This is a genomic window from Lysinibacillus sp. NPDC096418, assembly GCF_044762775.1.
In the GTDB taxonomy this organism is placed as follows: Bacteria; Bacillota; Bacilli; order Bacillales_A; family Planococcaceae; genus Lysinibacillus.
In genome coordinates this window covers 120,279-146,086 of record NZ_JBIWEY010000007.1, presented here as the reverse complement: position 1 = coordinate 146,086, position 25,808 = coordinate 120,279, and the positions used below count along the sequence as shown (strand labels likewise).

Genomic DNA, 25,808 nt, shown 5'->3' with positions numbered 1-25,808 from the left:
TCGCTGTCCGTCAGACTTCATGGAACCGCCGTATACGGATCCGTACGTACGGTGGTGTGAGAGGACGGGAGTTAGTCGCTCCCTCCTACTCGATTTTTTTCAAAAATAGTTGTTGAGGATTTCCACACAATTTCTGACATGAAGAAGCACAGATTCTACAATCTATAGACACGTGAATTGTATAAAACAAGTAATAGAATAGAGAACTATGCATATGAATATCGGAAAAGTAAGTGTTAAAGTGCACTATAAGATTCGATAATTAACCTCAAGAAATCCTCTCTTTCGTTAATACAAATTTGAACAAAGTATTTCATATATAAAAGATGTATGTTTTCTGGCGGTTTTTTTCATGGTGAATCCGATTCTATTCCTCTAAGATGAGGGTAGATGGGGGAAATCGACATGAATTTACAAGAGGTCCAGCGTTACTTATCACTTTATCAATTGGAAAAAAACGAATCAGAAGCTTGGCTAACAAATAGATTGCACGAAATAAAAGCAGTGGGAGAATATATACCGACTACTGAGGAATTAACATTTGGTGCACAAGTGGCGTGGCGTAATAGCAATAAGTGCATCGGGCGCTTATTTTGGCAGTCGCTTCATGTTGTGGATGCACGAGATACTTTGGATGAGCAGGCTATTTTTGAAAAGCTGCTTATGCATATTCAATTTGCAACTAATAATGGTAAAATTCGTCCTACCATCACTGTTTTTGCACCAGGACGAGTACGTATTTGGAATCATCAACTTATACGGTATGCTGGTTATGAAACGGCAGAGGGCATTGTGGGTGACCCACATTCCGTGTCATTTACAAAGATTTGCGAGTCACTAGGGTGGAAAGGTGAAGGGACAGCGTTTGATGTGTTACCTCTTGTTGTACAGGTGGATGAGCGTTCGCCACAAGTGTTTTCAATTCCACAGGAGTCCATATTAGAAGTGCCAATTCGTCATCCTGAGCGTGAGGAAGTTGATGCACTGGGTATGAAATGGTATGCAGTGCCGATTATTTCGAGCATGCGCATCCAAATGGCGGGTATCGATTTTCAGGCAGCACCTTTTAATGGTTGGTATATGGGTACAGAAATAGGTGCACGCAATTTAGCCGATCATGACCGCTACGATATACTTCCAGCTATAGCTAACATTTTCGGGCTTGATACAACAAAGCAAGCATCACTTTGGAAAGACCGTGCACTTGTAGAGCTTAACATTGCCGTGTTGCATTCCTTTAAAGAAGACGGTGTGAGCATTGTCGATCACCACACAGCAGCACAGCAATTTAAGCTATTTGAGGAGGCTGAGGCTACTGCAGGGCGTGAATTTACTGGGAACTGGAGTTGGCTTATTCCACCGTTATCGCCAGCAGCAACGCATATTTTTCACAAACCGTATGTGAATGTGTACAACACACCAAATTATTTCTACCAAAAGCCACCCTATTAAGTAAAAAAGGCATCTCATCGTAATATAGATGAGATGCCTTTTTATAACTAACTAATTCACATATTCATTTTTGGAAGCCCTCATAGCACTTGCAAATAGTAATAACACCACAACAATAAATAGCCAGCCTGCAATGTCCCAGCCGCCGAGTAGATCGTGTAAATAGCCAAATAATATAGGACCAGAGGCAGCAAGTAAATAGCCGGCAGACTGTGCAAAGCCTGATAAATCAGCAGCTTCGTAGGCTGTACGCGTTCGTAATGTAAATAACATCATAGCCAGTGCGAACGAAGCACCGCCAGCTAGTCCTAAAAATACCATCCAAAGAACAGCCAAACTTGTCCACTCCATGACTAGACCGATAAAGCCAATTAAATAAAACGCTGTAAAAATTATTACGAGTGGGCGTTGAGATTTCATTTTACTAGCGAAAATAGGTGTAAGAATAGCCATTGGAATTTGTGAGAACTGCATTGCTGAGAACATCCATCCAGCACGCTCTGCTGGTAAGCCTTGAGCTATATAGATTTCAGGAATCCAAGCAGCAGTTGTGTAAAATAGTAGAGATTGTAAGCCCATGGCGCCAGTTACTGCCCAAGTTACTGGGGATTTCCACAATGGGATACGAGCGTTCGTAGTAGCAACAGTGGATTCAGGATTATTGAACTTCAATTGTGGAATCCAAATAAGTATTGTGATGACAACAAGGACAATAGATAGTGCGAGCGCTCCTTGCCAGCCAAATGATGAATTAGCAATCGGATAACTAATACCCGCTCCAATACCTGCGGAAAGGTTCATTGACATTGTGAAGCAAGCCATTAGTAAACCGACGTGATAAGGAAATTTCAATTTTAGAAGGCCTGGAATTAGTACATTCCCAAAAGAGATTGCAACGCCAATAAGTATCGTTCCGAATACAAGTAATTCCGTTGTACCAAGTGAGCGCAATACGATACCAAGCGCCAGCAAAATTGTTGATAATAGTAATGTTAATTCTAGTCCAAGTTTGCGTGCCACAACAGGTGCAAATGGTGACACCACTGCAAAGGCCAGCAATGGGATGGTCGTTAAAAAGCCTGCCAATACATTAGATATACCAAGTCCTTCGCGAATGAAGGAAATTGATGGACCAACGGCAGTTAGTGGCATACGTAAAGTAGAGGCTATAAATATAATACCAATGACAAGTAATAATGTCGTACCTGTCCAGCTTATTTTTTTACTAGAATAAGTAGAGTGTTCATGAGTCGTCAAAGTTAAGACCTCCTGAATTAAAAGTTATAATTCGAATCACTATATCATTTTATCATACTAAAAAAAATGGTAGAAAGTTCACAAAATACTGAATATTATTATGTGCATTGAAATGTATATTGGTATATGTTAAGATTTATACATCATAAATTTAATAAATTAATGCCTCATGTTTGTATTGAGGTAGAGGTCGCGTTATTTAAGAGTATGCTAATGGAAATGACAAGCATTAATGAAATTAGCTGAAAGGAAATATCGCCGAAGTGTGAAGGGACTTGAAAACTTCATGCTGGGGCTGTCTCCGAAAGGAACAGAACTGTCACGTTTTGATCGACGTGTTGTGCTATCGAGTTTTAAAGAACAGAGGAATTCTACTTAGCCATCGCATCGTGTTGTGATGGTGTTTTTTTGCCTCTAAAAAGGAAGGAAGCAAATAACGTGAGTGAGATAAAAGTAAATCAGTTAGGGAATAAAGCTCCGAAACTGAAAAAAGAATTGAAAAGTCGTCATATCACTATGATTTCTCTTGGTGGAACAATTGGTACAGGGCTATTTTTAGCAAGTGGTGGTGCAATAGCTCAGGCAGGTCCTGGGGGTGCGCTACTAGCCTATGCATTAATCGGGGTCATGGTGTACTTCTTAATGACAAGTCTAGGTGAGATGGCCGCATATATGCCATCCTCGGGTTCATTTAGTACGTATGCTACAAAATTTGTCGATCCAGCATTGGGCTTCGCACTTGGCTGGAACTACTGGTATAACTGGGCAATTACAATTGCAGCAGAAATTGCAGCTGTATCGCTTATTATGAAATATTGGTTCCCAGATAGCTCTTCTGCATTATGGACAGTCATGTTCATTGCAATTGTTTTAACATTTAACTTATTATCTGTAAAAAGCTATGGTGAAAGTGAATATTGGTTTTCGATGATTAAAGTCGCAACGGTAATAGTATTCATCATCGTCAGCATACTAATGATTTTCGGTATTTTAGGTGGACAAGCTCCGGTAGGCTTTACGAATTTCTTCATTAGTGATGGGCCGTTCCATGGTGGTTTCTTAGCGACATTCGGTATCTTCTTGGCAGCAGGTTTCTCGTTCCAAGGGACAGAATTATTAGGGGTTACGGCTGGTGAAACAGATGACCCAGGTAAAAACATTCCAAAGGCTGTAAAATCAGTTTTCTGGCGTATTATTTTATTCTATATTTTAGCGATTGCTGCAATCGGGATGTTGATTCCATTTACAGATGAGCGTTTACTATCTGAAGATATTGCTGTATCACCGTTTACATTAGTATTCGACCGCTTAGGTATTGCTTTCGCCGCTTCATTTATGAATGCGATTATTTTAACGGCGATGCTTTCGGCAGGTAACTCAGGGCTTTACGCAGCGTCACGTATGCTATGGAATCTTGCAGTAGATGGGCATGCACCGAAAATTTTCATGAAACTTAGCCGTCGTGGTATTCCTATTTATGCGTTACTAGTGACATTAGCAGTAGGAAGTTTAGCGTTTCTTGCCTCATTCTTTGGTGATGGCGTTGTCTATATGTGGTTACTGAACGCTTCTGGTATGTCAGGCTTCATTGCATGGCTTGGAATTGCGATAAGTCACTATCGTTTCCGTAAAGCATTTGAGGCACAAGGTTTGGATCTAAAATTACTGCCGTATAAATCGAAATTATTCCCGTTTGGTCCGTTATTCGCCTTTACGGTATGTATGATTGTTGTTTTAGGTCAGAACTACACAGCCTTTGTGGGAGGAACAATTGACTGGTATGGTGTGCTTGTATCATACATTGGTATTCCACTGTTTTTAGCGCTTTGGTTTGGCTATAAAATAAAAAATAAAACAAAAATTGTTCCACTGAAAAATTGTGATTTAACTGTGGAGAAATAAAGAGAACGAGGTGCACCTACGCACCTCGTTTTTTATTGTTAAGGAAACTATAGATTTTTTATTTTTGGATAACCTAGGGCATTGTCGCCGTCTAGGCTAAAGCACTACATCCTCGAGCGAAAGTGGTGAAGCGTTTACTTTCGCAAGTAGCTGTCGGATGTAAACGAGCGCTTTAGCGCATTTGTTATGCAAAAATCGTCTGCCAAAGCAGATAAATATTCAAGCTAACAACAATTGCTACGACAATCCAGCCGAGAATGGAAGTGATTTTATGATTCACTAGGCCACCCATAATTTCTTTTTTACTCGTAAACATGACAAGGGGGACAAGAGCAAAGGCTATCCCGAATGACAAGATCACTTGACTTAAGACAAGTGCATGAGTTGCATTTACACCAGATGCAATTATGGCAAGTGGTGGAATCATTGTAATGGCACGACGTAAATAAAGTGGAATTCGTCTTCTGATAAATCCCTGCATGACAACATCTCCAGCTAGCGTACCCACAGAAGAACTTGCCAAACCAGCGATCAGTAGCCCGAGTCCAAATGAAATAGCAGCCATCGGACCTAGTGCATCACGTAGTCCATTAAATGCTACGTCTAAATCTTCTACCACAAGCCCCTGTGTATGGAACACTGCCGCAGCAATGATGAGCATACTCATATTGATGGCACCTGCAATAATCATAGCTACTACGATATCGATAAACTCAAAGCGGAATATACGGCGTTTTTCACTTTCATTACGTCCGACAATCCGACTTTGTGTTAAAGAGGAATGTAAGTAAATAGCATGAGGCATTACTGTTGCCCCTAAAATTCCTGTAGCAAGTAATAGTGAATCTACTCCTTCGAATTGAGGTGTTAACATTCCCATAGCCACGCCGCCCCAGTCAGGCTGTGCTAAAAAAGTTTGAAATGCAAACGCCATTACCACAATGAGTACCATGCCCGAAATGCCAGCTTCAAAGGCACGAAAACCACGTCGTTGTAATTCTAAAATAGCAAATGAGCCAACCGCGGTAATGAGAGCAGCAGGAAGCATTGGGATGTTAAATAGCAAGTATAGACCAAGTGCTGCACCGATAAATTCAGCAAGATCGGTTGCAATGATGACGAGCTCAGCTTGAATCCATAAAAAGATAGATGTTTTTTTAGAGAAGTTTTCCCGTGAGATTTCTGGCAAGTTTTTACCTGTCGCAATACCGAGTTTAGCTGATAAGGATTGAATGAGCACCGCCATTAAATTTGAAAAAGCAATAACCCATAAAAGTAAATAGCCGTACTGTGAACCAGCAGTAATATTCGTTGCGAAGTTGCCCGGATCTATATAGGCAACTGCTGCGATAAAAGCTGGGCCAAGAAAAGGTAAAATACGTCGCCAACCTTTTACATCCCCATCCAAAACTGCCTCTGCTGTTGTCTTTGTAATTTTTTTATAAACCATAATGTGCCCCCATTCTTTATTAAAAGTATCGTTATCGAAAAAATGTTTCTCTAAGGAAAGTTTAGTTATATTTTATGGCTACTTTTTTGAAAAATACAGTTATTTGCCTAAATACTAAAATAAATAAAATCTACAGTAAATGAAGGCATACTTGCAGAGCTAGTCTAGATACAACTTATTTCTAATCATTTTCTAATTAGACTTTCACCCCCCGCATCGTTTACGATTAAAAAAAACTTGAGGAATGACGCCATATGACGAATCGGATTTTAATTATAGAAGATGAAGAAAGTATTGCACGTGTATTACAGCTGGAGTTGCAATTTGAGGGGTATGAAGCAGAGATGGCGCACACTGGGACGGATGGATTGCTGAAATATCGGGAACAAAATTGGGACTTGGTGTTACTTGATATTATGCTACCTGAAATGAGTGGGTTAGATGTGTTAAAACGTATTCGTGCAACGGAATCGTATACCCCTGTCATTATGTTGACGGCAAAGGGGGAGGTAGAAGATAAGGTCAAGGGTCTCGATCTCGGCGCAAACGACTATATGACAAAGCCTTTTGAAATTGAAGAGTTGCTGGCAAGAATTCGCACAGCACTAAGGTTTTCAAAGCGACCCATCGAGCAAGAACCACAGACTACTTTCGGACAATTATCAATTAATGAACAAACGCGTGATGTTTTATATTTCGGGGAGCATGTGTATTTGACTCCGCGGGAATACGAGCTTTTGCTTTACTTACTGAGGCATCCAAAGCAGGTACTAACACGAGAGCAAATTTTAGAAGCGGTGTGGGGCTATAATTACTATGGTGATACGAATGTTGTTGATGTATATATCCGTTATGTTCGTCAAAAACTTGAGGCGGCGAACAACACGCCAATTATTCAGACGGTTCGTGGCGTTGGGTACGTCTTAAAGGGGTCAGCGAATGAAGCTTAAAACCAAAATTCATTTGCTAACGACTTTGCTCATGCTAGTGATTTTAGTGGCGACGAATATTGGCGTATATTTTTTGTATGAAGAGCTTGCGTACGATACCGAATATAAGCAGTTGCAACATCGTGGGGATGAACTAAGTACGGCGCTTAGCAAGCTGGAGGTACAGACGAATATACAGCAGGTAATTCGTGCGTACATGCCAACGGATGGAGCAGTTCATGTTTATGATGAAAGGCAGAACTTGAAAATGAAGGTACAGGCGACCCTTGATATGCAAGATGCGAAATATATTACATTCGAGATGCCGGCAATTTGGCCTGATGGGACGGTTGTAGAAATTGAACTAGTTCAGTCAATGGAAGAAGTAATGAGGACAATGAGTTTGCTGAAAATTATTTTAATACTGGTGACGCTTTTGGCAGCAATTCCTATCCTTTTAGCCAGCCTCGCATTAAGTCGCCTCATTCTACAGCCACTTGAACGGTTAAGTACTACGATGAAAAAAAGTGCGGATACTGGAAAGTACGAGAAAATCGAGTTAACGGACAAGGGCAAAGATGAGTTAACCGAAATAAGTCGGACCTTTAATGGCATGATGGAGAAGCTCGAACAGCATTATCAAAAACAGCAGCAATTTGTATCAAATGCTTCCCATGAACTGAAAACACCTATTACAGTTATTGAAAGCTACGCAAAATTACTTCTACGTCGAGGTTTTGATAATGAAGCGGTTACCAAAGAGTCACTACAAGCAATAGCCAATGAATCTGCACGTATGCATGAGATGGTATTACAGCTACTAGAACTAGCAAAAAACAAGGAACAGTTAGATGTCCAGTGGGAACAAATAGAGCTAGCATCCTTACTAGAAAATACAGCAACACAAATGCAGCAAGCATATCATAGACCTTTTATCGTAGATGAGGCTGTACCAGACCACATTTATAGCGATGAAAAAATGCTCAAGCAGCTACTGTTCATCTTACTTGATAATGCACGCAAATATAGTGAGGGCAAGATACAGATACATGCGTCTGAAGATAATCAATATGTTTTTGTTACGATTCAAGATTTTGGTGATGGGATTCCAGAGGAGCATCTATCACATTTATTTGAACGTTTTTACCGCGTGGGTAAGGACCGCAATCGTAAAACAGGTGGTACTGGTCTAGGGCTTGCGATTGCCAAAGAGCTTGCAAATCAGCTACTGATTAAGATAGAAGTCGAAAGTGCAGTGGGCAAAGGTTCAAGCTTTACGTTATGCATACCAAAGGAGGAGCAGCAATGAAGAAATGGCTTATAACAATTACTGTTATCATTATCGTTTGTGCTGTTGCTCTTTTGTTTTTTCAGGAACGTTTCGCAAAAGAGGAACCGTTGAGTAAGAAGGAAGCAATCACCCATATTCAAAGTTTGTACAATGGGCAGGTCAAGCACATAAAGAAACAAGGTAATAAATATAAAATTGAACTTCTTCGCAATGATGCTACTTATGAGGTAGCTATTGACGCGAACACACGTCAAATTACAGATTTACTATTAAAAGAGGCTGTAAAAAAGTCGCTATTAAGTGAGGTGCAAGTTCGTAAATATGTAACGGATTATGCGCCTGGTGAAATTGAAAGTATCGCACTAGAAAATACTTATTATAAGGTGCAAGTTTCGAATGATAATAAGATTAAAAATCTCACATTGGACGCCTATACAGGTGAAGTCATCTCAGAAAAGGATGCGCCAAAAGAAGTGAATAAGCCAGATATTGAAAAAAACGTTATTTCCGAGCAAAAAGCAATTCAAATAGCCCAACAGGAGCTAAAAGGTGAAGTTGATTCAGTAAATTATAAGGAAACGGCAGATGGCGGTTATTATTTAATCGAAATTGAATCCGATAATGCTGAGGCCATCTTTGAAATACATGGAGTTACTGGCAAAATTATGTCTGTCAGATTGGAGGAGGATGGGGATGATTAGTATTATAAATTTGCTTGTGTATCTAAGGTGAACTTTTTCTCATGAAATTTTAATGTTACTCTTTCCGTCTTATCATCTTAGCTTGGTAAGCTAATTACAGATAGAACAAAGGAGAGATGGATATGAAAAAAATCATTTTAATTCCAGCGTTAGTCGGTGTACTTGGTATAGGAGTGGTAATCGGTTCTACAAGTCTTTTATCTGGTAATGCACAAGAAAATAAAGTGCTAACGATGCAAGAAATCGAGAAAAAAGCATTAGGCATCGTGAACGGCACGGTTACTAATATTGAGTTCGACAAGGAACGTACAGGTGACGTTTACGAAGTAGAAATCACAACTGCAACAGATGAGCATGATTTAAAGTTCGACGCTTACACAGGTGAATTATTGAAACAAAAGAAGGAAGTGTTAGATGACGATGACGACCGTAGCATGGAAGTGGAAAACAATACAGCTGTGAAAATTACAAAAGAGCAAGCAATTGAAAGAACATTGTCAAAAGTAAATGGGACAGTGACAAAAGTAGAGCTAGACGACGATGTTTATGAAATTGAGATTGTAGACGGACAGTTTGGATACGATGTTGAGGTTCACGGTACTACAGGTGAAATTGTAAAATTTGAACAAGATATTGAAGATTAGCTTAGAGCAGCACCATGCATAATTGGTGCTGTTTTTTTATGTGTATTTACCTCTTTACAATTGGCAAAGAGAGGCGTAAGATGACATCATTATAAAAGTTTCAAATTTCTAAATCGCTGAAGCAATTACACGCGGGGGACCCATTCTTGGCGGATTGTACAGACAATCCTTGGGGTGAATCTCTTCATTATTGAAGGGTAGGGCTACTCATGGCCCGAATCCGACAGCTAACCTCGTAAGCGTTAAGAGCAGAAAAATTGGAGCTTGGCAGACGTGGAAATGTCTACAAGTCTTATTTCGTGATGACTTGAAGGCATTTTTTTATTTTCGCGTAATCGTCTTCACTCAGCAAATATCGTAGATTTAGAGATGAGAAACACATTCTAAGAAAATAGAAGGTGTTTAGTATGAAGTCATCATTCAAACGTTATTTGATTGGTCGGCCATTAAAATCAGATGCTCTTGGGGAGCAAAAACTCAATAAAACAAAGGCGCTAGCAATCTTGTCGTCAGATGCATTGTCTTCTGTGGCATATGGGCCAGAGCAAATTTTACTTGTACTAATGGCAGTTGGAGCAGCTGCGTTTTGGTATTCTCTACCGATTGCTGCTGGGGTAGTTGTGCTACTAGTGGCGCTTATCCTATCGTATCGTCAGGTTATTTTTGCGTATCCACATGGGGGTGGGGCATATGTGGTATCCCGAGAGAATTTAGGCGTTAATGCTGGACTTGTCGCAGGTGGCTCATTGCTTGTTGATTATATTTTAACAGTAGCGGTAAGTGTATCTGCAGGAACGGATGCTATTACATCTGCGTTTCCCAGCTTACATGAGCATAATGTTGCCATTGCCGTTTTTTTTGTAATATGTTTAACGATTTTAAACTTACGTGGCGTCACTGAATCGGCGTCCGTTTTAGCATATCCAGTATATTTATTTATCTTAGCAATGCTAATTTTAATTACGGTAGGGATGTACAATGTGGTAACGGGCCAGGTACCAGCGGATTTGCGTACAACGGTTGGTACGCCGGTTGCTGGCATTAGCCTATTTTTACTGTTAAAAGCATTTGCTTCTGGTAGTTCAGCTTTAACTGGAGTCGAAGCGATTTCAAATGCGATTCCGAATTTTAAGGAACCAGGACCGAATAACGCAGCAAAAACATTACTCGCAATGGGTGTTATTTTGGCAGTGCTTTTTGTAGGAATCGTAAGCTTAGCTTATTTTTACGGGGTTGTACCGAATGCTGAGGCAACGATTGTATCACAAATTGCTGAGGCGAGCTTTGGACGGAATATCTTCTATTACATTGTGCAAGGCATGACGGCGCTTATTTTAGTGCTTGCAGCAAATACAGGTTATTCAGCTTTTCCTTTGTTAGCAGTAAATTTATCAAAGGATGGCTTTATCCCGAGAATATTTCAAATTCGTGGTGACCGACTAGGCTATTCGAATGGCATAATTATGCTTGGAGCGGCTGCTATTGTTCTTATCGTTTTCTTTGAAGGGGCAACGGAGCATTTAATTCCATTGTATGCGGTTGGTGTATTTATTCCATTTACGCTTGCGCAAACAGGAATGATGCGTAAATGGTGGCGTGAAAAACCAACAGGCTGGGTAGCAAAATTTACGATCAATACAATTGGTGCATTAATTTCTTTTGTAGTAGCAATGATGTTTTTTGTGACAAAGCTTTCTCAAGTGTGGCCAGTATTTATCTTTTTGCCGGTGATTATTTGGATGTTTCATCATATTAAAAAGCATTATGATGCGGTGGGGCCTCAGTTAAAGCTGGATGCCGAAGAACTACCTGAGATTACGGGTAATGTTTTAATTGTTCCGGTTGCTGGGATAACGAAAGTTGTAGAAAATTCATTGCATTATGCACAATCATTGCATGTCGATAAAATTATTGCCTTCTATGTGGCATTCGACCATGCGGATGCAAAAGCGTTTGAAGAGAAGTGGAAAGCGTGGCAGCCAACGATACGGATCGTGACCTATTATTCACCGTATCGTAGTATTACACTGCCACTCACAAAGTTTATTGATAAGGTGGAGCACCAGTTTGCAAAAACGGGCCAAAGAGTTTCAGTTGTCATCCCACAGTTTTTCCCGAAAAAAGGCTGGCAACATCTATTACACAACCAGTCGAGTCTATTAATACGAACATCGCTATTATTTCACAGAAATGTAGTCATTATTACAATACCTTTTCATTTACAAAAATAATGACTAGAAAGACGGAAAGGAGTTTGTTATAATCAGACCATTAGTTGTAAAACACGAACGTTCAAGGCTGAAGAGTGCTAAAATATGGTTGAATTACGAAAATTTTGAATAATTATACTATTTTTATTTGTCTTGAATTCGGAAATATCCATGTTTATAATAAGGTCATTCTTATAATTTAATACTATTTCACTCATATAATAGCGGGGATAAGGCTCGCGAGTTTCTACCGATTTACCGAAAATGAATCGACTATGGGCGGCAATGTTTAGAATACTTACTCAACTGAGTCGTTTTTCTAATTGCGTCAACGTTTTAAGCGCTGAACACTTTGCTCCACTCGTAGATGAATGGAATCAAAGTATTCAGCGCTTTTCTATTAATTTAATTGAAAGAAGGACATCAGGAAATGAAGTTATTACAAGAAAAAATCATTCAAGAAGGTAAAGTATTATCTCCATCAGTATTAAAAGTAGATTCATTTTTAAATCACCAAATTGATCCACAGCTTATGAAAGAAATTGGCCATGAGTTTGCGAATCGCTTTTCAGATCAGGTGATTACAAAGGTCTTAACAATTGAGTCCTCTGGTATCGCTCCTTCTGTGATGCTAGGACTTGAAATTGGCGCACCAGTTGTATTTGCGCGTAAACGTAAATCTCTTACATTATCAGATAACTTATATTCTTCAAAAGTGCATTCATTCACGAAAAATGAAACAAATGAAATTTCTGTATCTCATAGCTTCATTGGTGCAGACGATAACGTTCTAATTGTCGATGATTTCTTAGCAAACGGTGAAGCAGTGAAAGGGTTATTAGACATTGCAGCTCAAGCAGGAGCAAATGTAGTTGGTGTTGGTATCGTCATTGAAAAAGGCTTCCAAGACGGCGGTAAGTTACTTCGTGAACAAGGTGTTCGTATTGAATCATTAGCGATTGTTGATTCACTTGAAGATGGCAAAGTGACATTTGCGACAGGGGAAGAAAAGTAATGAACAAAACAAAATCGGCGGCATTGGCTATCCAACATTTACTAGCAATGTATGCGGGGGCTATTTTAGTACCGCTTATTATTGGTGGTGCTCTTGATTTTAGTTCTGAACAAATGACTTACCTAGTAGCCATCGACATTATGATGTGTGGTGTCGCAACGTTATTACAAGTGTATTCAGGGAAATTTATCGGAATTGGTTTACCAGTAGTACTTGGCTGTACATTTACAGCGGTTAGCCCGATTATTGCAATTGGTTTAAACCCAGAACAAGGCATTACGGATATTTACGGTTCAATTATTGCATCAGGTATTATCGTAATGATTATTGCTGGTTTCTTCGGTAAATTGGTGAAATTTTTCCCACCTGTTGTAACGGGTTCAGTTGTGTCGATAATCGGTATTTCTTTACTACCGGTTGCTATGAATAATATGGCTGGTGGACAAGGCGCAGTGGATTTCGCTTCTAGCTCAAACGTAGCTTTAGCGTTTATTACATTAGTAATTATATTAGTTGTTTATCGCTTTTCAACAGGATTCATCCGCGCGATTTCGATTTTAATCGGTTTAGTGGCAGGGACAATTATCGGTATATTTATGGGCAAAGTGAATTTCGCACCGGTAGACGAGGCAGATTTTTTCCATATGGTACAGCCATTCTACTTCGGCATGCCGACATTTGATGCAACGGCAATTTTGACAATGACACTTGTTGCAATGGTTTCCTTGGTAGAATCAACAGGTGTTTACTTTGCACTTAGTGATATTGTTGGGAAAAAAGTAGAGTCAAAGGATTTAGCACGCGGTTATCGCTCAGAAGGTCTTGCTTCAGTAATTGGTGGGATATTCAACGCCTTCCCATATACAACATTCTCTCAAAACGTAGGACTTACACGTATGTCTGGTGTAAAAGATCGCAAAATCATCTACATAACAGGTGGCTTATTGGTTGTGCTTGGTTTCTTACCGAAACTAGCAGCATTAACGACAATTATTCCAACACCAGTCCTTGGTGCGGCAATGCTTGCGATGTTCGGTATGGTCGTCACACAAGGTATGGGAATGCTTGTACCAGTAATGGCTGAATCAGCTGAAAACGCCATGATTGCAGCGATTGCAGTTGGTCTTGGTGTCGGTGTAGCGGTTGTTCCAGATATTTTCGCATCACTTCCAGCAGGCGTAGCGATTTTAACATCAAACGGTATCGTTTGTGGTTCCGTAACAGCAATTTTATTGAACATCTTATTTAATATGATTGGTCCAAAACATAAAAAAGACCCGATGCATGGGTAAAATTGAATAACATCTATCTTAATATCCTACATATTAAGATAGATAGAATGATGTCAGCTACTTTGTCTATTAATTTAGATAGAGGAGGTGGCATTTTTTAATGCGTGAAAAAGAATATTTAGTGGTTTATAAAAATCGCAGATAGATATAACGGGAAGCTTCGAATATGAAAGAGGTACTTATTGTGAGTGATGAGCGACAATTAACGGTAAATATAACACAAATACCTATTATTAAATATCGGTATTTTACTATAAAATATAATGTACTAAATACTTTTTTACTAGGATATTGTTTATATATAAATGATATATTGCAATAATTGGAGTTGAATATTGAATGTTGGATTTGAAGATACCTGAAAAGCGGTATCGAACAGAAATAGAAGGATTGAGGACAATTGCGACGATTCTAATCGCCATATATCATATATGGTTAGGGAAAGTATCGGGAGGGGTTGACGTCTTTTTCGTACTTTCGGGATTCTTAATTACTATGTCCTTAATTTCGAAAATAGAGAGAACCGGTAAAATACACTTTGGGGAATATTTATTAGGTTTAGCTAAACGATTATTCCCACTAGCTTTAACTGTTATCATATTTATTGCCGGGTTATCGATTTTCCTTTTACCTCGAGTACAATGGGAGCAAATTATTTCTCATATGTTTGCTTCTACATTATTTTTTGAAAACTGGCGTTTATCGCTGGATGCTGTTGACTATTTAGCACAAGATAATGTAGCTAGTCCTTTTCAACATTTTTGGTCCATGTCAGTACAAGGACAATTTTATATCCTTTGGCCATGTTTAATTTTTTTAGCATATATATTAGCACGAAAAGTTTTAAAATCGCCAGTTCGTAAAACGCTTTTAGTAGTGTTGTTAATAGTGTTTATCTTATCGCTTAGTTATTCTATTTATATAACAAACTTAAATCAACCTTGGGCATATTTCGATTTATTAGCACGTATTTGGGAATTTAGTTTAGGAGGTATCTTTGCTATTCTGTTACCATATCTTTCATTAAACAAATGGCTAAGTACGTTTATTGGATGGATAGGTCTACTAATAGTTTGCTTTACTGGTGTTATCATTCCAGTCTCAGATCTTTTCCCAGGCTATATTGCGTTACTACCCATTGGGGGGGCACTTTTGTTAATCCTATCGGCTGAATCTAGTACGCGATTTGGAGTGGACAAGATACTTGGGGCAAAACCATTTTTGTTTTTTGGAAGATACACATATGGATTTTATTTATGGCATTGGCCATTGTTGATTTTTTACAAAGTATATATGGATACAAGTACCGTTTCCATTGAACACGGTCTTTTAATATTACTAGCGACATTTATTTTATCATACGTTTCAACACAGTTTATTGAAACACCAATCCATAAAATAGATGTCCGACAATCAAAATCAAAACTCGTTTTTGTATTATCTTTGATGTTGTTCCCTGTTTTATTGATGAACTATTCGTTTAACTACTTTGTGGAACAAGAAAAAGCACAAAAACCTCTGGAATATAGTATACAAGATTATCCAGGTGCCTTGGCATTTCAACAAAATATCCAAGCAATTGAAGGAGTTGAATTAATTCCTTCAATGGTAAATGTGAAAACGGATCTGCCCTCATTTTATGACGATAAACAATGCTTTAGCAATAAAGGTACGGTTGTAACAAAATGCTCATTCGGTGTTACGGATGATCCAGACTATATAATTGCCCTAGTTGGCGGCTCGCACTCCGGTCATTGGTTCCCAGCTTTAGAGATATTAGCAGAAGAATTAAATTTCCAAATTGATGTTTATATTCGTGACGGATGTCGTTTTACAAATGATGATTTTGGTGGTCAGGTATCACCAGAATGTTTAGCTTGGAATGAGAAGCTGATGGATGTTTTAATCAAGGACCCACCGGATTTAGTCTTTGCACCGGCAACATTGAATAATAGAGATACTGTACCTATTGGATATATTGGACAATGGAGTAGGTTGGAAGGAATCACACAGATATTTGCTGTTCGTGACAATCCGCGAATGGCTGAGGATGGCCCTACTTGTATAGAGAGAGTAAGTGATCCTGCTGAATGTTCAGTTCCAAAAGATCAAGGTGTATCAGAAATTGTTCCTTGGGAAAATACCGATGGAATTCCATCAAATGTAACATTTGCCGACTTAACAGATAATTTCTGTGACGAATCGAGATGTTATGGTGTAATCGGTAACATCATTGTTTATCGTGACAAGCACCATATTACAGCAGAGTACGCAAAAACATTAGCCCCAGCTTTAAAAGAACCACTTGCTGATGCATTGAATAGTTTGGATAAAAAGTAAAAGAATCCCCGAATGAGTAAGGAAAAATACTCATTCGGGGATTTCATCATAGTATCATTCGTTCCTGATATCTTTGCATTACTTCCTCCAAGTGAGCGATTTTAACATCAAATGGTATCGGAGGTGGTTCGATAACAGCCTTCTTGCTATAGATAATGATTTAGAACTGTTTAAAACGAAAACCTACCAAATAATTTTAATGTGCTAGCAACCTATTATTGATATAGAAAAGTACACTAGAATTGGTCTGTTGCATCGTATTCATAGCTAATTTGTGCACGAACATTTTTCATAGTAGAGCTAGCTGAAGCTTTGGCATTATACTTGAAGCTCCATATTCTAGCAACTTCAAGTTGGTCCTGTAAAGAAATACTGTAAGAACCATTCGTTGCAGTAGAGGCAATCGCTGTATGCCAAAATTGGTTTTGATTAGACATTAATTTATGCGTTACATTCCCTTGGCTTGGCGTTTGTGTCCTACGTGTATTGATAGATTTTACAATCGCCTTTTTAGGAATCGTAGTGTCCTTTGTTAAATCCATCGTAATGACAGAAGAATCAACACCATTTAAATTGAAACTAGGATTCCCTGGATTTGAGGCTGTACCTGTAAAATTGAATTCTTTACTACCAGATTTAATACGATCGTGAATGGATACAGTGAAATACATATTTCCTGTATATGTACCGCGGCTAACTCTTACATAAAATGTATTAGAAGCTGAAGTGACATCAGCCTTAGCGTATATAAATGGAGTAAGTGAGTCCGTGTTAATTGGGGTACTCCCTATACTTCCGTTTAAAATTTCAACTTTCATACCTGTATATTCATTTTGGTATGAACTTCGTACATAGATTCTTTCTCCAGCATTGGCTGTGAACTTATAATAAGCCTCGTTTTCACCTTCTGGTAAAATTGTTGTGTCTGGGCTACTGTATTTCCAATATCCCATGTCGTGAGCTGTATTAATACTATTATTTCCAGTAGATGCAGAAGCGGAGGTGGCAAATACGGATATAAAGAATAGTATCAATGAAAATCCTAGTATTTGTTTCAATGTGTTTTTCAATATAGTTCGACCTCCCTTTTAATCTATGTTACCACATAAAAACCTTTTGTGTAAAATAATGTATAAATATATAAATAAATACTTTAATCATAGGGTGTATTACCGATATTTTAAATATAAGGGTGAAAAACTCTAGAGGAGGAAAGCGTATGAAGATAAGTAGTGGCGTAATGACTTATGTAGCAACAACAAATCAACAAACTAGATCAAACAAAGAGACTACTGAACATAAAGATGACACGATTATCCAAAGAAATAATGCATACGAAAGCGAACAAGACAAAAGAATAAAAATATTGGATGAAAAATACCGAAAGCTAAATGAACAAAATAAATACTTTGCAAATCCAGAACAACATATTATGGATAAATATCATAATATTTATTCCCCTTATTTTAGAAGTGATTTAACAGAAGCTGAGAGAAATGCAGCGTCAAGCATGGAATCTTCTATGTTAAGAAATGGTGTAATTAATTGTCATGAATTTACGGATGCTGCTTTTCGTGAAGAAGGACTTTTATATGCACCAGTAGAAAGTGCGAAAAAGAAGGCATTCGATCGTCAACAAGTAAATGGACAAATACATGAGCTGTTTGCTAAAAATGGACTGTCAATTCCACAAGGCACTAATTTAACATTTACGATTGATCCGAACAGTTTTAAGTTGACCGTTAGTGGGACGAATGATTCGTCACTTATTGACAAAATGGAAAGCATATTAAATACTGGCAAGAATACAAGGGAATTATTCTTCCATATTATGCAAAGTCGTTCGGATGACTCGAGCCAATTTACAAAATCTACACTCGATAAATTCCGTCTAGTCAATGAAATCAAAACGATGACAGGCTATGATTTGAAAGATTTGGACATCGTGAATGGCGCGTTTGTGACGGAGGATGGAACCGATGTTTTTGAAATCTACAAGGAAAAACTACGTCAAAATCCATATACAAAGGCTCATGTCGGTGTTGCAGCTGGTCATTACGGCCCTCAATTATATGAACTTGCAAAAAATGGTTTTAATTCGATTCCTGACTTAGTACTGTCAATCGGCTACGAGAATGGTTCTTTGCAGGACATTGGCCAAAAACAAAATTATGGGACAGGAAAGACGGATTGGATTAACCATTTATAATGAGAAAAACTAATTTTTTATTTAAAGATGATATAAATAACGAGCCGAGTGAACCATAAATTACGTTCACTCGGCTCGTTTTATTTAAATTTTATGTCTACCCATTCTTTAAATAGCTCGTAGTCTGAGTAGACAAGCTCTTTATAGCTCATTGCCTGTAAAATCGTACTTTCGATAAAAATGTCAGAGTGTTTACCAATTGCGTTTAAAATCTCATCCTCGCTATGGTAGGTAAACACGTCGGAATAATCTATGTCCGCACGTGCGTGAATTTTCGCAGTGATTTGCCCCATAATTGATGTAGTGACAAAGTAATCTTCCAAATCTTTATAGTTTTTCGGTTTTACTTTTTTCTTATAAGGAGAACGTTCACGAATATAGTACTCTTGTCCATCCATTGTGACATAAGCTAAATGTGGGTCCTCTAAATGGTGCATCGCCCTTTGAGTCCCGACAACACGTGCACCTTGGTGCTCATAATGTGCCCAGAATGTTTCGTTATACGGTAAGAAATATGCTGGAATTGCAGAGCGTACTTCTTTCATTTCTAACACCAAATCTTCTACCCCAAGTGCATCAGTTTGGCCATCTACTAAAATATAATAGCGCTTTAAACCAATTGAGGCTGTTCCCGAGCCGTGTTTAATGGCAATATCTTTTATGGCGTATTTTGGCAATGCGTTAGAAATAGCCGCAAATTCTTCTTTGGACACAGGTTGTACTTCTTCATCCCATAAGAATACTCGTTTTCCTTCTTCATCGACATGTGAAATATCTAGCAAAAAGTGAGTATGCTGACGTTTCTCAAGCTTTTTTAACACTTTTTTTATGGGACCTTTTGTATTGTCTTTCGTAAACGTCAATGTACGAGGATCATCTTGTTTACGTTGGAATCGTTTTAATTGATTGATATAGCCTCGAAGGAAATGGTGGATAGCCATTTCTTGAGCTGATTTGTTCAAACCTTGCTCCTCGAGATACAATGCGATACTGACACTCATACGAATAACATCATATAAATAAGAGCCTACATAGCCTTCGTCAAAATCATTGACGTCATAAACAATGTCACCTGATTCATTTTGGAATGCACCAAAGTTGTCCATATGCAGATCACCCTGTATCCAAGTTGGCTTTTCATCATCGGTATGAAAAATAGACGGCACCTTCGTTACATCATAATAAAAGAAATACGCACTTCCACGGAAAAAGCGGAAAGGGCTCTCAAGCATCTTTTTATATTTCTCTAAGCGCTGCTCCTTACTTAAAGCCATACATTGGCCATCGAATTCCTCGAAAATCTTTTCAAGCTGATCATGTCTGATAAACATTCGTGTATGTTTGACACGTTCTAATAGTATACGCCCCATCATCTAACTTCCTTTCAGACAAACTGTATTGTAACTGTATTATACTGTAAAATTTATGAGAAAGTTTAGAAAATTTGATTGCGTAAAAATTGAACATCCAATTCTAAATCACATAAACAAAACTTATATTAAGTTGAACTTAAGAATCCTGCAAACTACTACCTATATATTCATGTTGGCCACACGTTCCGCTTCCTCCACTTTGTTTTGTACAGGGGCTTTCGTAAGCTTGAATTTCCCGCAGGAGTCGAGTTCCCATAGCAGAAATATACATCCTACTTTAATAATGATGGGTAAAATTGGTTAATTAATACACATGAAGGAATATGAAATTATACATCGTCCTAATAATTCAACGAAAAACATGTTCAGTTCGGTCATTTCATAACATAGGTACATGTCCAGTTCGTTGAGGGGGAGTGTATGTTTTTTCTAAAGAAAGGTTTAGTTATCATTGTAGGTAGCATCTTTTTATCTTTAGGTATCAATCTATTCTTAACACCTTATGAAATATTAGATGGCGGCATAGTAGGGGTAGCGCTAATTTTATATTATTTGTATAAGTTAAAAATTGGACTCATGATTATTATTTTAAGTATCCCAATTTTTATCATCGCATGGTTTAAATACAGGGGATATTTCTACAATAGTTTACATGGCTTAATCATTTCTTCCTTTTTTATTGATTTTTTGAAACCTCTTCGCTCCCTAATTCAAATTGAAGCTATATATAGCTCGATTTTAGGAGGAATATTTTTAGGTTGTGGTGTAGGGTTGATGTTACGTTTTAAGACGAGCACGGGTGGAACAGATTTAATCGCCCAGTTTGTTTCTGTTAAAACAGGTATTAATGTCGGAATAGTAATTTTCATTATTGATGCTGCGATAATTTTAACAGGAGGACTTTTATTATCATCGAGCACACTATTACTGTCGATTATTACAATCTTCGTAGTGGGCATTACAACTAGTATTATTACTAGTAATGTTTTCAGGGCATAAATCTTTTATGAATTAATTATTGAATAGCTAACTTAAATGAGATTTCAAATAGTTGTCACTTTAGTAAAGTGGGACTACTTGAGGTCTTATTTATTTAGGGAGAAACTCATATATCTCTTTTACACAATATTTATAGTACGTTAACAATTAAAGCGTACAATGGAGCATACTAACCAATGAAGGGGTGCGAGGATGGAGTCCGTTACGAGACGAAATGTAAAAACAAGTAGTCTTTTTTCTTATATAAAGCACTTGTATCGGCAACATCAGCAAAATGCTTTATATGTAAAGCGTCTAAAGGCATTAACAAAGATTATGCAGGATCAGAATTTGCATACATATTTTCAGCCAATTATCGATATTCAAACGAAAGAAACGATTGGTTTTGAAGCATTGAATAGGCCAGGGGTAAATGATTTATTTACAAATGTTGATCATTTTTATGAGTTTGTTGGCCAAACTGATAAGGTATTTCTATTTGATTGTTTTTGTCGCAATCTGTCACTTCAGCGATTCAAGGGGCGACTGCGAGGAGAGATGCTTCGTAAAAATTTTGTATTGTTTCTCAATATTCACCCGAATGTTTTACTCGATAAAAATTATCATAGTGGTGAAACAATGCAGCTATTAAAGGAGCTCGAGATTAAGCCGCAGCAGGTTGTTTTCGAATTGACAGAGAGAAGTGCTGTGACAGATTTTGTGGAGTTTGAGCGAGTGCTTTCACATTACCGCTCGCAAGGTTACCGAATTGCTGTCGATGATGTTGGGTCAGGCTATAATAGCTTGAAAACACTCATTTATTTAAAGCCGGAATTTATCAAGCTTGATCGGTCGCTGATTCAGTTTATCGACAAACATAGTGAACAGCAGCAGCTTGTCACGTTACTGATGAAATATGCAGAACAGGCTGAAACAAAAATTATCGCAGAAGGTATTGAACGATTAGAAGAACTGGACTATTTACAACAGATAGGTATTCACTACGCACAGGGGTATGCTTTGGGTAAGCCGAAAATGGACATACAATTAGGAGGAATACAGGTGAGTGGCGATGAACATAGGGGAAGTCATTGAGAATGTTCCTTGTATTGATGAATCTGTAAAAAATAAAGAGGTTGACTTTCTTTTTACGCAAAATCCAACACTCCGAGGCATTGTTGTCGTACAGGAGAGCAGACCGATTGGACAAATTACACGCACACACTTTTATCAGAAAATCGGCACGCGTTATGGCTATAATTTATTTATGGGTCGACAGAATCAGCTTGTCATTAAAAATAACCCACTTGTTGTTGAAAGTAACGTTCCGATTACAGAGGTCAGTACAGCTTCTATGGAGCGACCAGTGGAAGATTTGTATGATGATGTGATAGTTACGAAAAATGGCTTGTTTCTTGGGGTCGTAAGTATTCGCGAACTGCTATTAAATCTTGTAGAGACACAAGTAACCATTGCTAGTTTCTTAAACCCTTTAAGCAGTTTACCTGGCAATAAATTAATTGATGAAAAATTAAATGAGGCGTTGCAACTTCCAGAATTTAGCCTTATTTATTTTGATTTAGATCATTTTAAAGCATACAATGACACATACGGTTTTAATAGGGGAGATAAAATTCTACTTTATTTGACGGATATATTGAAAAGGAATGTCGCAGGTACACATGACTTTTTAGGACATATAGGAGGGGATGATTTTGTAGCAATTCTTCCATACTATACAGTGGGACCGATTTGCCAAACAATTATTCATGAGTTCGATGCCCAGATTACGGATTTTTATGAGTTGAAAGACTTGGCGCAATTACAGATTCCTAATCGAACAGGTGATCTAGAGTCATTTACCTGTACATCCATTTCTATTGCTGTCATTACAAATGAATATCAGCAATTTGAAACAGTTGAACAGCTATCAGACGCCGTTGCTCGTTTAAAGAAGGCATGTAAAAAAATCTCGGGAAGCTGTTATCTTATCAATGACAAGAAAACCTGCTTCGTTCACTAAACAAGGCAGGCTTAATTGGGTTTTCAAAAAAATCAATAAGCGCTCCAGCCGCCATCAGCAGCAAGTGCAACACCGTTGATGAGGCTCGAATCATCAGAAGCTAAAAATAACGCGATGTTTGCGATATCTGAAACTTGCCCAGCTTTAGGCATTAGTTTAACGCCGCGTATAGATTGTTGCATACCAAATTGATCTACGTTCGTCATTGCTGCAGCAAAACCAGTTTCTACATGTGCCGGTGCAATTGCATTACAGCGAATATTTTGTTCACCATAGTGAGAGGCAATATTTTTCGTCATCCCTACAACAGCGTGTTTTGCAGTAGTGTAAGCAAGACCACCACGACCACCAGTTAGGCCAGCGATGGCCGCCATGTTGACGATAGTACCACCACCATTTTCGATAAAGACAGGCAACACTTGACGTATTGCTCGCATTACACCAGTTACGTTAATGTCCATGACACGTTGCCATATTGTATCTTCTATGTTCCCTGCGGCTTGCATATTGTCACCAACACCTGCATTGTTGACTAAAATATCAATACGACCATATTTTTCTACAGTATCGGCAATCATTTTTTGTACATCTTCTTCAATAGCCACGTTTACTTTTACACCGAAAGCTTCATAACCCGACTCTTTAAATTCGGCAACAGTGCTGTTAAGTGCATTTTCATTGAAGTCAGCAATCACAACTTTTGCACCTTCACTTGCATATGTGCGTGCGATTTCTTTCCCGATACCTGCACCACTGCCTGTAATAATTGCAACCTTATCTTGTAATTTCCCCATCGATATTCGCTTCTTATTAAAATAGTTAACTATTAAACTAACTCCATTATAGTCCTCTGAAATTAGATAATCAAAGAAATTAAACCGCTTACATTTTGAATAGAATAACTATTTGGTGAATACCTGTCGGATTTTTAAAAATAATCTCAATAAAACATACTTGATTAATAGGGATTAAGGGTATATAATTCGACTTACATAATAGTAAATCATCTTAGGGGGTTATGTATTGACAATTTTACAAGTCGTTCTCAACGTAGCAATATTACTTGTGTTCGTTGGAATTTTATATGTCATGAATAAAAAGCACGTGAAATTCTCAAATCGTGTATTTGCAGGTTTAGGTTTTGGTATTGCACTTGGTCTAGTATTACAACTTATTTATGGTATTGATTCGGAAGTGTTAGCAGAATCGATGCCATGGTACAACATCATTGGTACAGGTTACGTCAAATTACTACAAATGATCGCTATGCCACTTGTATTTATTTCAATTCTAATCGCCTTTACAAAAATGACTATCGGCAAAAACTTCGGAAAAATGGCAGCACTTATTTTAGCAATCTTAATTGGTACTACAGCCATTTCAGCAGCAGTGGGGATTTTTTCTGCGACAGTATTTGACCTTGATGCAACGCAAATTATGCAAGGGGATGCAGAGGCAGCACGTGGTGAATACATCGAAGAAAAAACAACGGGTTTAGCAGCGCCGAACTTACCGACACAAATTATAGAATTGTTCCCAGCGAACCCATTCCTTGACTTAACTGGTGCGCGTTCTACATCAACAATTGCTGTCGTAATTTTCGCAGCATTCCTTGGCTTCGCGTACTTACGCGTTGCACGAAAAGATGAGGCAACAGCCGCAACCATTAAAAAAGGATTAGACGCTATATATGCATTAATTATGGGCGTTGTCACAATTGTTTTACGTCTTACGCCATACGGTATTTTAGCGATTATGGCACGTACAGTAGCAACATCGGATTTTGGTGCGATTTACAATCTTGGAAAATTCGTACTTGCCTCATACGTGGCATTAATCATTGTCTTTGTGGTCCATTTACTAATTATCACATTAAGTGGTTTAAATCCAATTACGTATGTGAAAAAATCAGCAGAAACTTTATTGTTTGCTTTCTCATCTCGTTCAAGTGCGGGGACATTACCGCTCAATATTAAAACGCAAACAGGTCGACTAGGTGTATCAGAAGGAATTGCTAATTTCTCAGGTTCATTCGGCTTATCTATCGGACAAAATGGTTGTGCTGGTGTTTATCCCGCAATGCTTGCGGTTATGATTGCACCAACTGTAGGCATCAATCCATTAGATCCTATTTTCATCATTACAGTCATTGCTGTTGTAGCAATCAGTTCTTTTGGTGTAGCTGGTGTCGGCGGTGGCGCAACATTCGCTGCTATTCTTGTATTATCAGCTCTAGACTTACCAGTGGCACTTGCGGGTATTTTGATCTCTGTTGAGCCATTAATCGATATGGGTCGTACAGCGCTTAATGTCAGTGGTTCAATGACAGCAGGGGTAGCAACAGCACGTGTAACAAAAGAGCTTGATACTGAAATCTACAACAATCCATCAGCAGGTGCGCACATATCTGATCTATAAGCTAAAAAGCTACATTTCCATGTTTCGTGGAAATGTAGCTTTTTTCTAAAGGGAAATTAGAACTATGTAAAAAATGACTTTTTAGGAAACTGTATACTATGTTTGTATGTTAACTTTGTTTAAATGACTGAATTTTTTTCATGCTAATTCATAGTGAATATATTTGTTAAATAAAATAAGGCATTTCTTCTTCAGAAGGCTGACTACTCCATCTAGAGGCCCTCATGTATTCAAATACGTGAGAGTTTTATTTTGTCCAAATGAAAGAGAGGAAAGGTACATGAGTAAGGAGGTACTAGTGATTGAACGATTGAATTAGGTTTT

At 38.2% G+C, this 25,808-nt stretch carries 20 protein-coding genes and 3 riboswitches; of the genes, 15 read left to right on the top strand and 5 right to left on the bottom strand.

Features of this window, described 5'->3' with window-relative positions:
* Positions 1-405: 405 nt before the first annotated feature.
* Positions 406-1,452 (top strand): nitric oxide synthase oxygenase, encoded by a 1,047-nt coding sequence (locus tag ACIQZG_RS08935; protein ID WP_402754825.1) that lies wholly within the window; start codon positions 406-408, stop codon positions 1,450-1,452.
* A gap of 51 nt (positions 1,453-1,503) precedes the next feature.
* Here ACIQZG_RS08935 and ACIQZG_RS08930 read toward each other — a convergent pair whose 3' ends face one another.
* Positions 1,504-2,709, bottom strand: a complete 1,206-nt coding sequence (locus ACIQZG_RS08930) for a CynX/NimT family MFS transporter (protein WP_402754824.1) — start codon at positions 2,707-2,709, stop codon at positions 1,504-1,506.
* A 176-nt stretch (positions 2,710-2,885) separates the two neighbouring features.
* A riboswitch (Lysine riboswitch) is annotated at positions 2,886-3,063 on the top strand.
* 84 nt (positions 3,064-3,147) lie between these two features.
* Here ACIQZG_RS08930 and ACIQZG_RS08925 point away from each other — a divergent pair.
* Positions 3,148-4,611 (top strand): amino acid permease, encoded by a 1,464-nt coding sequence (locus ACIQZG_RS08925; protein ID WP_402754823.1) that lies wholly within the window; start codon positions 3,148-3,150, stop codon positions 4,609-4,611.
* Between the two features lie 184 nt (positions 4,612-4,795).
* On the opposite strand, the gene ACIQZG_RS08920 is transcribed toward ACIQZG_RS08925, so the two are convergent.
* Positions 4,796-6,061 carry an Nramp family divalent metal transporter gene (locus ACIQZG_RS08920; RefSeq protein WP_402754822.1) on the bottom strand — a complete coding sequence of 422 codons (1,266 nt, stop codon included), beginning with the start codon at positions 6,059-6,061 and terminating at the stop codon, positions 4,796-4,798.
* A 254-nt stretch (positions 6,062-6,315) separates the two neighbouring features.
* Here ACIQZG_RS08920 and ACIQZG_RS08915 point away from each other — a divergent pair, with 254 nt between their 5' ends.
* The 8 genes from ACIQZG_RS08915 to ACIQZG_RS08880 all read left to right on the top strand — a co-directional run bounded on the left by ACIQZG_RS08915 (position 6,316) and on the right by ACIQZG_RS08880 (position 16,483).
* Positions 6,316-7,011, top strand: a complete 696-nt coding sequence (locus tag ACIQZG_RS08915) for a response regulator transcription factor (protein ID WP_402754821.1) — start codon at positions 6,316-6,318, stop codon at positions 7,009-7,011.
* A complete protein-coding gene (locus tag ACIQZG_RS08910; protein ID WP_402754820.1) occupies positions 7,001-8,299 on the top strand; it encodes a HAMP domain-containing sensor histidine kinase in 1,299 nt (432 codons plus the stop codon). The genes ACIQZG_RS08915 and ACIQZG_RS08910 overlap by 11 nt, the downstream gene beginning before the upstream one ends.
* On the top strand, positions 8,296-8,982 hold the full coding sequence (locus tag ACIQZG_RS08905) for a PepSY domain-containing protein (RefSeq protein ID WP_402754819.1): 687 nt from the start codon (positions 8,296-8,298) through the stop codon (positions 8,980-8,982). Before ACIQZG_RS08910 ends, ACIQZG_RS08905 begins: the two co-directional genes overlap by 4 nt.
* Positions 8,983-9,104: 122 nt before the next feature.
* Positions 9,105-9,626 (top strand): PepSY domain-containing protein, encoded by a 522-nt coding sequence (locus tag ACIQZG_RS08900; RefSeq protein ID WP_402754818.1) that lies wholly within the window; start codon positions 9,105-9,107, stop codon positions 9,624-9,626.
* A gap of 104 nt (positions 9,627-9,730) precedes the next feature.
* A riboswitch (cyclic di-AMP (ydaO/yuaA leader) is annotated at positions 9,731-9,882 on the top strand.
* Between the two features lie 151 nt (positions 9,883-10,033).
* Entirely contained in the window at positions 10,034-11,857 is a 1,824-nt protein-coding gene (locus ACIQZG_RS08895; protein ID WP_402754817.1) for an APC family permease, read from the top strand.
* 173 nt (positions 11,858-12,030) lie between these two features.
* Positions 12,031-12,132, top strand: a riboswitch (purine riboswitch).
* A 134-nt stretch (positions 12,133-12,266) separates the two neighbouring features.
* Entirely contained in the window at positions 12,267-12,851 is a 585-nt protein-coding gene (locus tag ACIQZG_RS08890) for a xanthine phosphoribosyltransferase (protein ID WP_402754816.1), read from the top strand.
* Positions 12,851-14,143 carry a nucleobase:cation symporter-2 family protein gene (locus ACIQZG_RS08885; protein ID WP_402754815.1) on the top strand — a complete coding sequence of 431 codons (1,293 nt, stop codon included), beginning with the start codon at positions 12,851-12,853 and terminating at the stop codon, positions 14,141-14,143. The genes ACIQZG_RS08890 and ACIQZG_RS08885 overlap by 1 nt, the downstream gene beginning before the upstream one ends.
* Positions 14,144-14,482: 339 nt before the next feature.
* Positions 14,483-16,483, top strand: a complete 2,001-nt coding sequence (locus tag ACIQZG_RS08880) for an acyltransferase family protein (protein ID WP_402754814.1) — start codon at positions 14,483-14,485, stop codon at positions 16,481-16,483.
* 236 nt (positions 16,484-16,719) lie between these two features.
* Here the strand turns inward: ACIQZG_RS08880 and ACIQZG_RS08875 are convergent, their stop codons facing one another.
* Positions 16,720-17,553: a hypothetical protein gene (locus tag ACIQZG_RS08875; RefSeq protein ID WP_402754813.1), complete on the bottom strand. Its 834-nt coding sequence runs from the start codon at positions 17,551-17,553 to the stop codon at positions 16,720-16,722.
* 149 nt (positions 17,554-17,702) lie between these two features.
* Here ACIQZG_RS08875 and ACIQZG_RS08870 point away from each other — a divergent pair, with 149 nt between their 5' ends.
* Entirely contained in the window at positions 17,703-18,692 is a 990-nt protein-coding gene (locus ACIQZG_RS08870; RefSeq protein ID WP_402754812.1) for a DUF4885 family protein, read from the top strand.
* A gap of 80 nt (positions 18,693-18,772) precedes the next feature.
* Here ACIQZG_RS08870 and ACIQZG_RS08865 read toward each other — a convergent pair whose 3' ends face one another.
* Positions 18,773-20,062: a DUF2252 domain-containing protein gene (locus ACIQZG_RS08865; protein ID WP_402754811.1), complete on the bottom strand. Its 1,290-nt coding sequence runs from the start codon at positions 20,060-20,062 to the stop codon at positions 18,773-18,775.
* Positions 20,063-20,485: 423 nt separating this feature from the next.
* Here ACIQZG_RS08865 and ACIQZG_RS08860 point away from each other — a divergent pair, with 423 nt between their 5' ends.
* The 3 genes from ACIQZG_RS08860 to ACIQZG_RS08850 all read left to right on the top strand — a co-directional run bounded on the left by ACIQZG_RS08860 (position 20,486) and on the right by ACIQZG_RS08850 (position 23,066).
* Positions 20,486-21,064: a YitT family protein gene (locus ACIQZG_RS08860; RefSeq protein WP_402754810.1), complete on the top strand. Its 579-nt coding sequence runs from the start codon at positions 20,486-20,488 to the stop codon at positions 21,062-21,064.
* A gap of 192 nt (positions 21,065-21,256) precedes the next feature.
* Positions 21,257-22,138: an EAL domain-containing protein gene (locus ACIQZG_RS08855; RefSeq protein ID WP_402754809.1), complete on the top strand. Its 882-nt coding sequence runs from the start codon at positions 21,257-21,259 to the stop codon at positions 22,136-22,138.
* Positions 22,116-23,066 (top strand): GGDEF domain-containing protein, encoded by a 951-nt coding sequence (locus ACIQZG_RS08850; protein WP_402754832.1) that lies wholly within the window; start codon positions 22,116-22,118, stop codon positions 23,064-23,066. Before ACIQZG_RS08855 ends, ACIQZG_RS08850 begins: the two co-directional genes overlap by 23 nt.
* Positions 23,067-23,098: 32 nt before the next feature.
* On the opposite strand, the gene ACIQZG_RS08845 is transcribed toward ACIQZG_RS08850, so the two are convergent.
* Entirely contained in the window at positions 23,099-23,860 is a 762-nt protein-coding gene (locus ACIQZG_RS08845; protein WP_402754808.1) for a glucose 1-dehydrogenase, read from the bottom strand.
* A 295-nt stretch (positions 23,861-24,155) separates the two neighbouring features.
* Between ACIQZG_RS08845 and ACIQZG_RS08840 the strand changes: the two genes are divergently transcribed.
* Positions 24,156-25,484: an L-cystine transporter gene (locus ACIQZG_RS08840; protein ID WP_402754831.1), complete on the top strand. Its 1,329-nt coding sequence runs from the start codon at positions 24,156-24,158 to the stop codon at positions 25,482-25,484.
* Positions 25,485-25,808: the final 324 nt, after the last annotated feature.

Coding starts and splice junctions, on each gene's coding strand:
- ACIQZG_RS08935 (WP_402754825.1), top strand. CDS start 406: ATGAATTTACAAGAGGTCCAGCGTTACTTATCACTTTATCAATTGGAA.
- ACIQZG_RS08920 (WP_402754822.1), bottom strand. CDS start 6,061: ATGGTTTATAAAAAAATTACAAAGACAACAGCAGAGGCAGTTTTGGAT.
- ACIQZG_RS08915 (WP_402754821.1), top strand. CDS start 6,316: ATGACGAATCGGATTTTAATTATAGAAGATGAAGAAAGTATTGCACGT.
- ACIQZG_RS08910 (WP_402754820.1), top strand. CDS start 7,001: ATGAAGCTTAAAACCAAAATTCATTTGCTAACGACTTTGCTCATGCTA.
- ACIQZG_RS08905 (WP_402754819.1), top strand. CDS start 8,296: ATGAAGAAATGGCTTATAACAATTACTGTTATCATTATCGTTTGTGCT.
- ACIQZG_RS08900 (WP_402754818.1), top strand. CDS start 9,105: ATGAAAAAAATCATTTTAATTCCAGCGTTAGTCGGTGTACTTGGTATA.
- ACIQZG_RS08895 (WP_402754817.1), top strand. CDS start 10,034: ATGAAGTCATCATTCAAACGTTATTTGATTGGTCGGCCATTAAAATCA.
- ACIQZG_RS08890 (WP_402754816.1), top strand. CDS start 12,267: ATGAAGTTATTACAAGAAAAAATCATTCAAGAAGGTAAAGTATTATCT.
- ACIQZG_RS08885 (WP_402754815.1), top strand. CDS start 12,851: ATGAACAAAACAAAATCGGCGGCATTGGCTATCCAACATTTACTAGCA.
- ACIQZG_RS08880 (WP_402754814.1), top strand. CDS start 14,483: ATGTTGGATTTGAAGATACCTGAAAAGCGGTATCGAACAGAAATAGAA.
- ACIQZG_RS08870 (WP_402754812.1), top strand. CDS start 17,703: ATGAAGATAAGTAGTGGCGTAATGACTTATGTAGCAACAACAAATCAA.
- ACIQZG_RS08865 (WP_402754811.1), bottom strand. CDS start 20,062: ATGGGGCGTATACTATTAGAACGTGTCAAACATACACGAATGTTTATC.
- ACIQZG_RS08860 (WP_402754810.1), top strand. CDS start 20,486: ATGTTTTTTCTAAAGAAAGGTTTAGTTATCATTGTAGGTAGCATCTTT.
- ACIQZG_RS08855 (WP_402754809.1), top strand. CDS start 21,257: ATGGAGTCCGTTACGAGACGAAATGTAAAAACAAGTAGTCTTTTTTCT.
- ACIQZG_RS08850 (WP_402754832.1), top strand. CDS start 22,116: ATGAACATAGGGGAAGTCATTGAGAATGTTCCTTGTATTGATGAATCT.
- ACIQZG_RS08845 (WP_402754808.1), bottom strand. CDS start 23,860: ATGGGGAAATTACAAGATAAGGTTGCAATTATTACAGGCAGTGGTGCA.
- ACIQZG_RS08840 (WP_402754831.1), top strand. CDS start 24,156: ATGAATAAAAAGCACGTGAAATTCTCAAATCGTGTATTTGCAGGTTTA.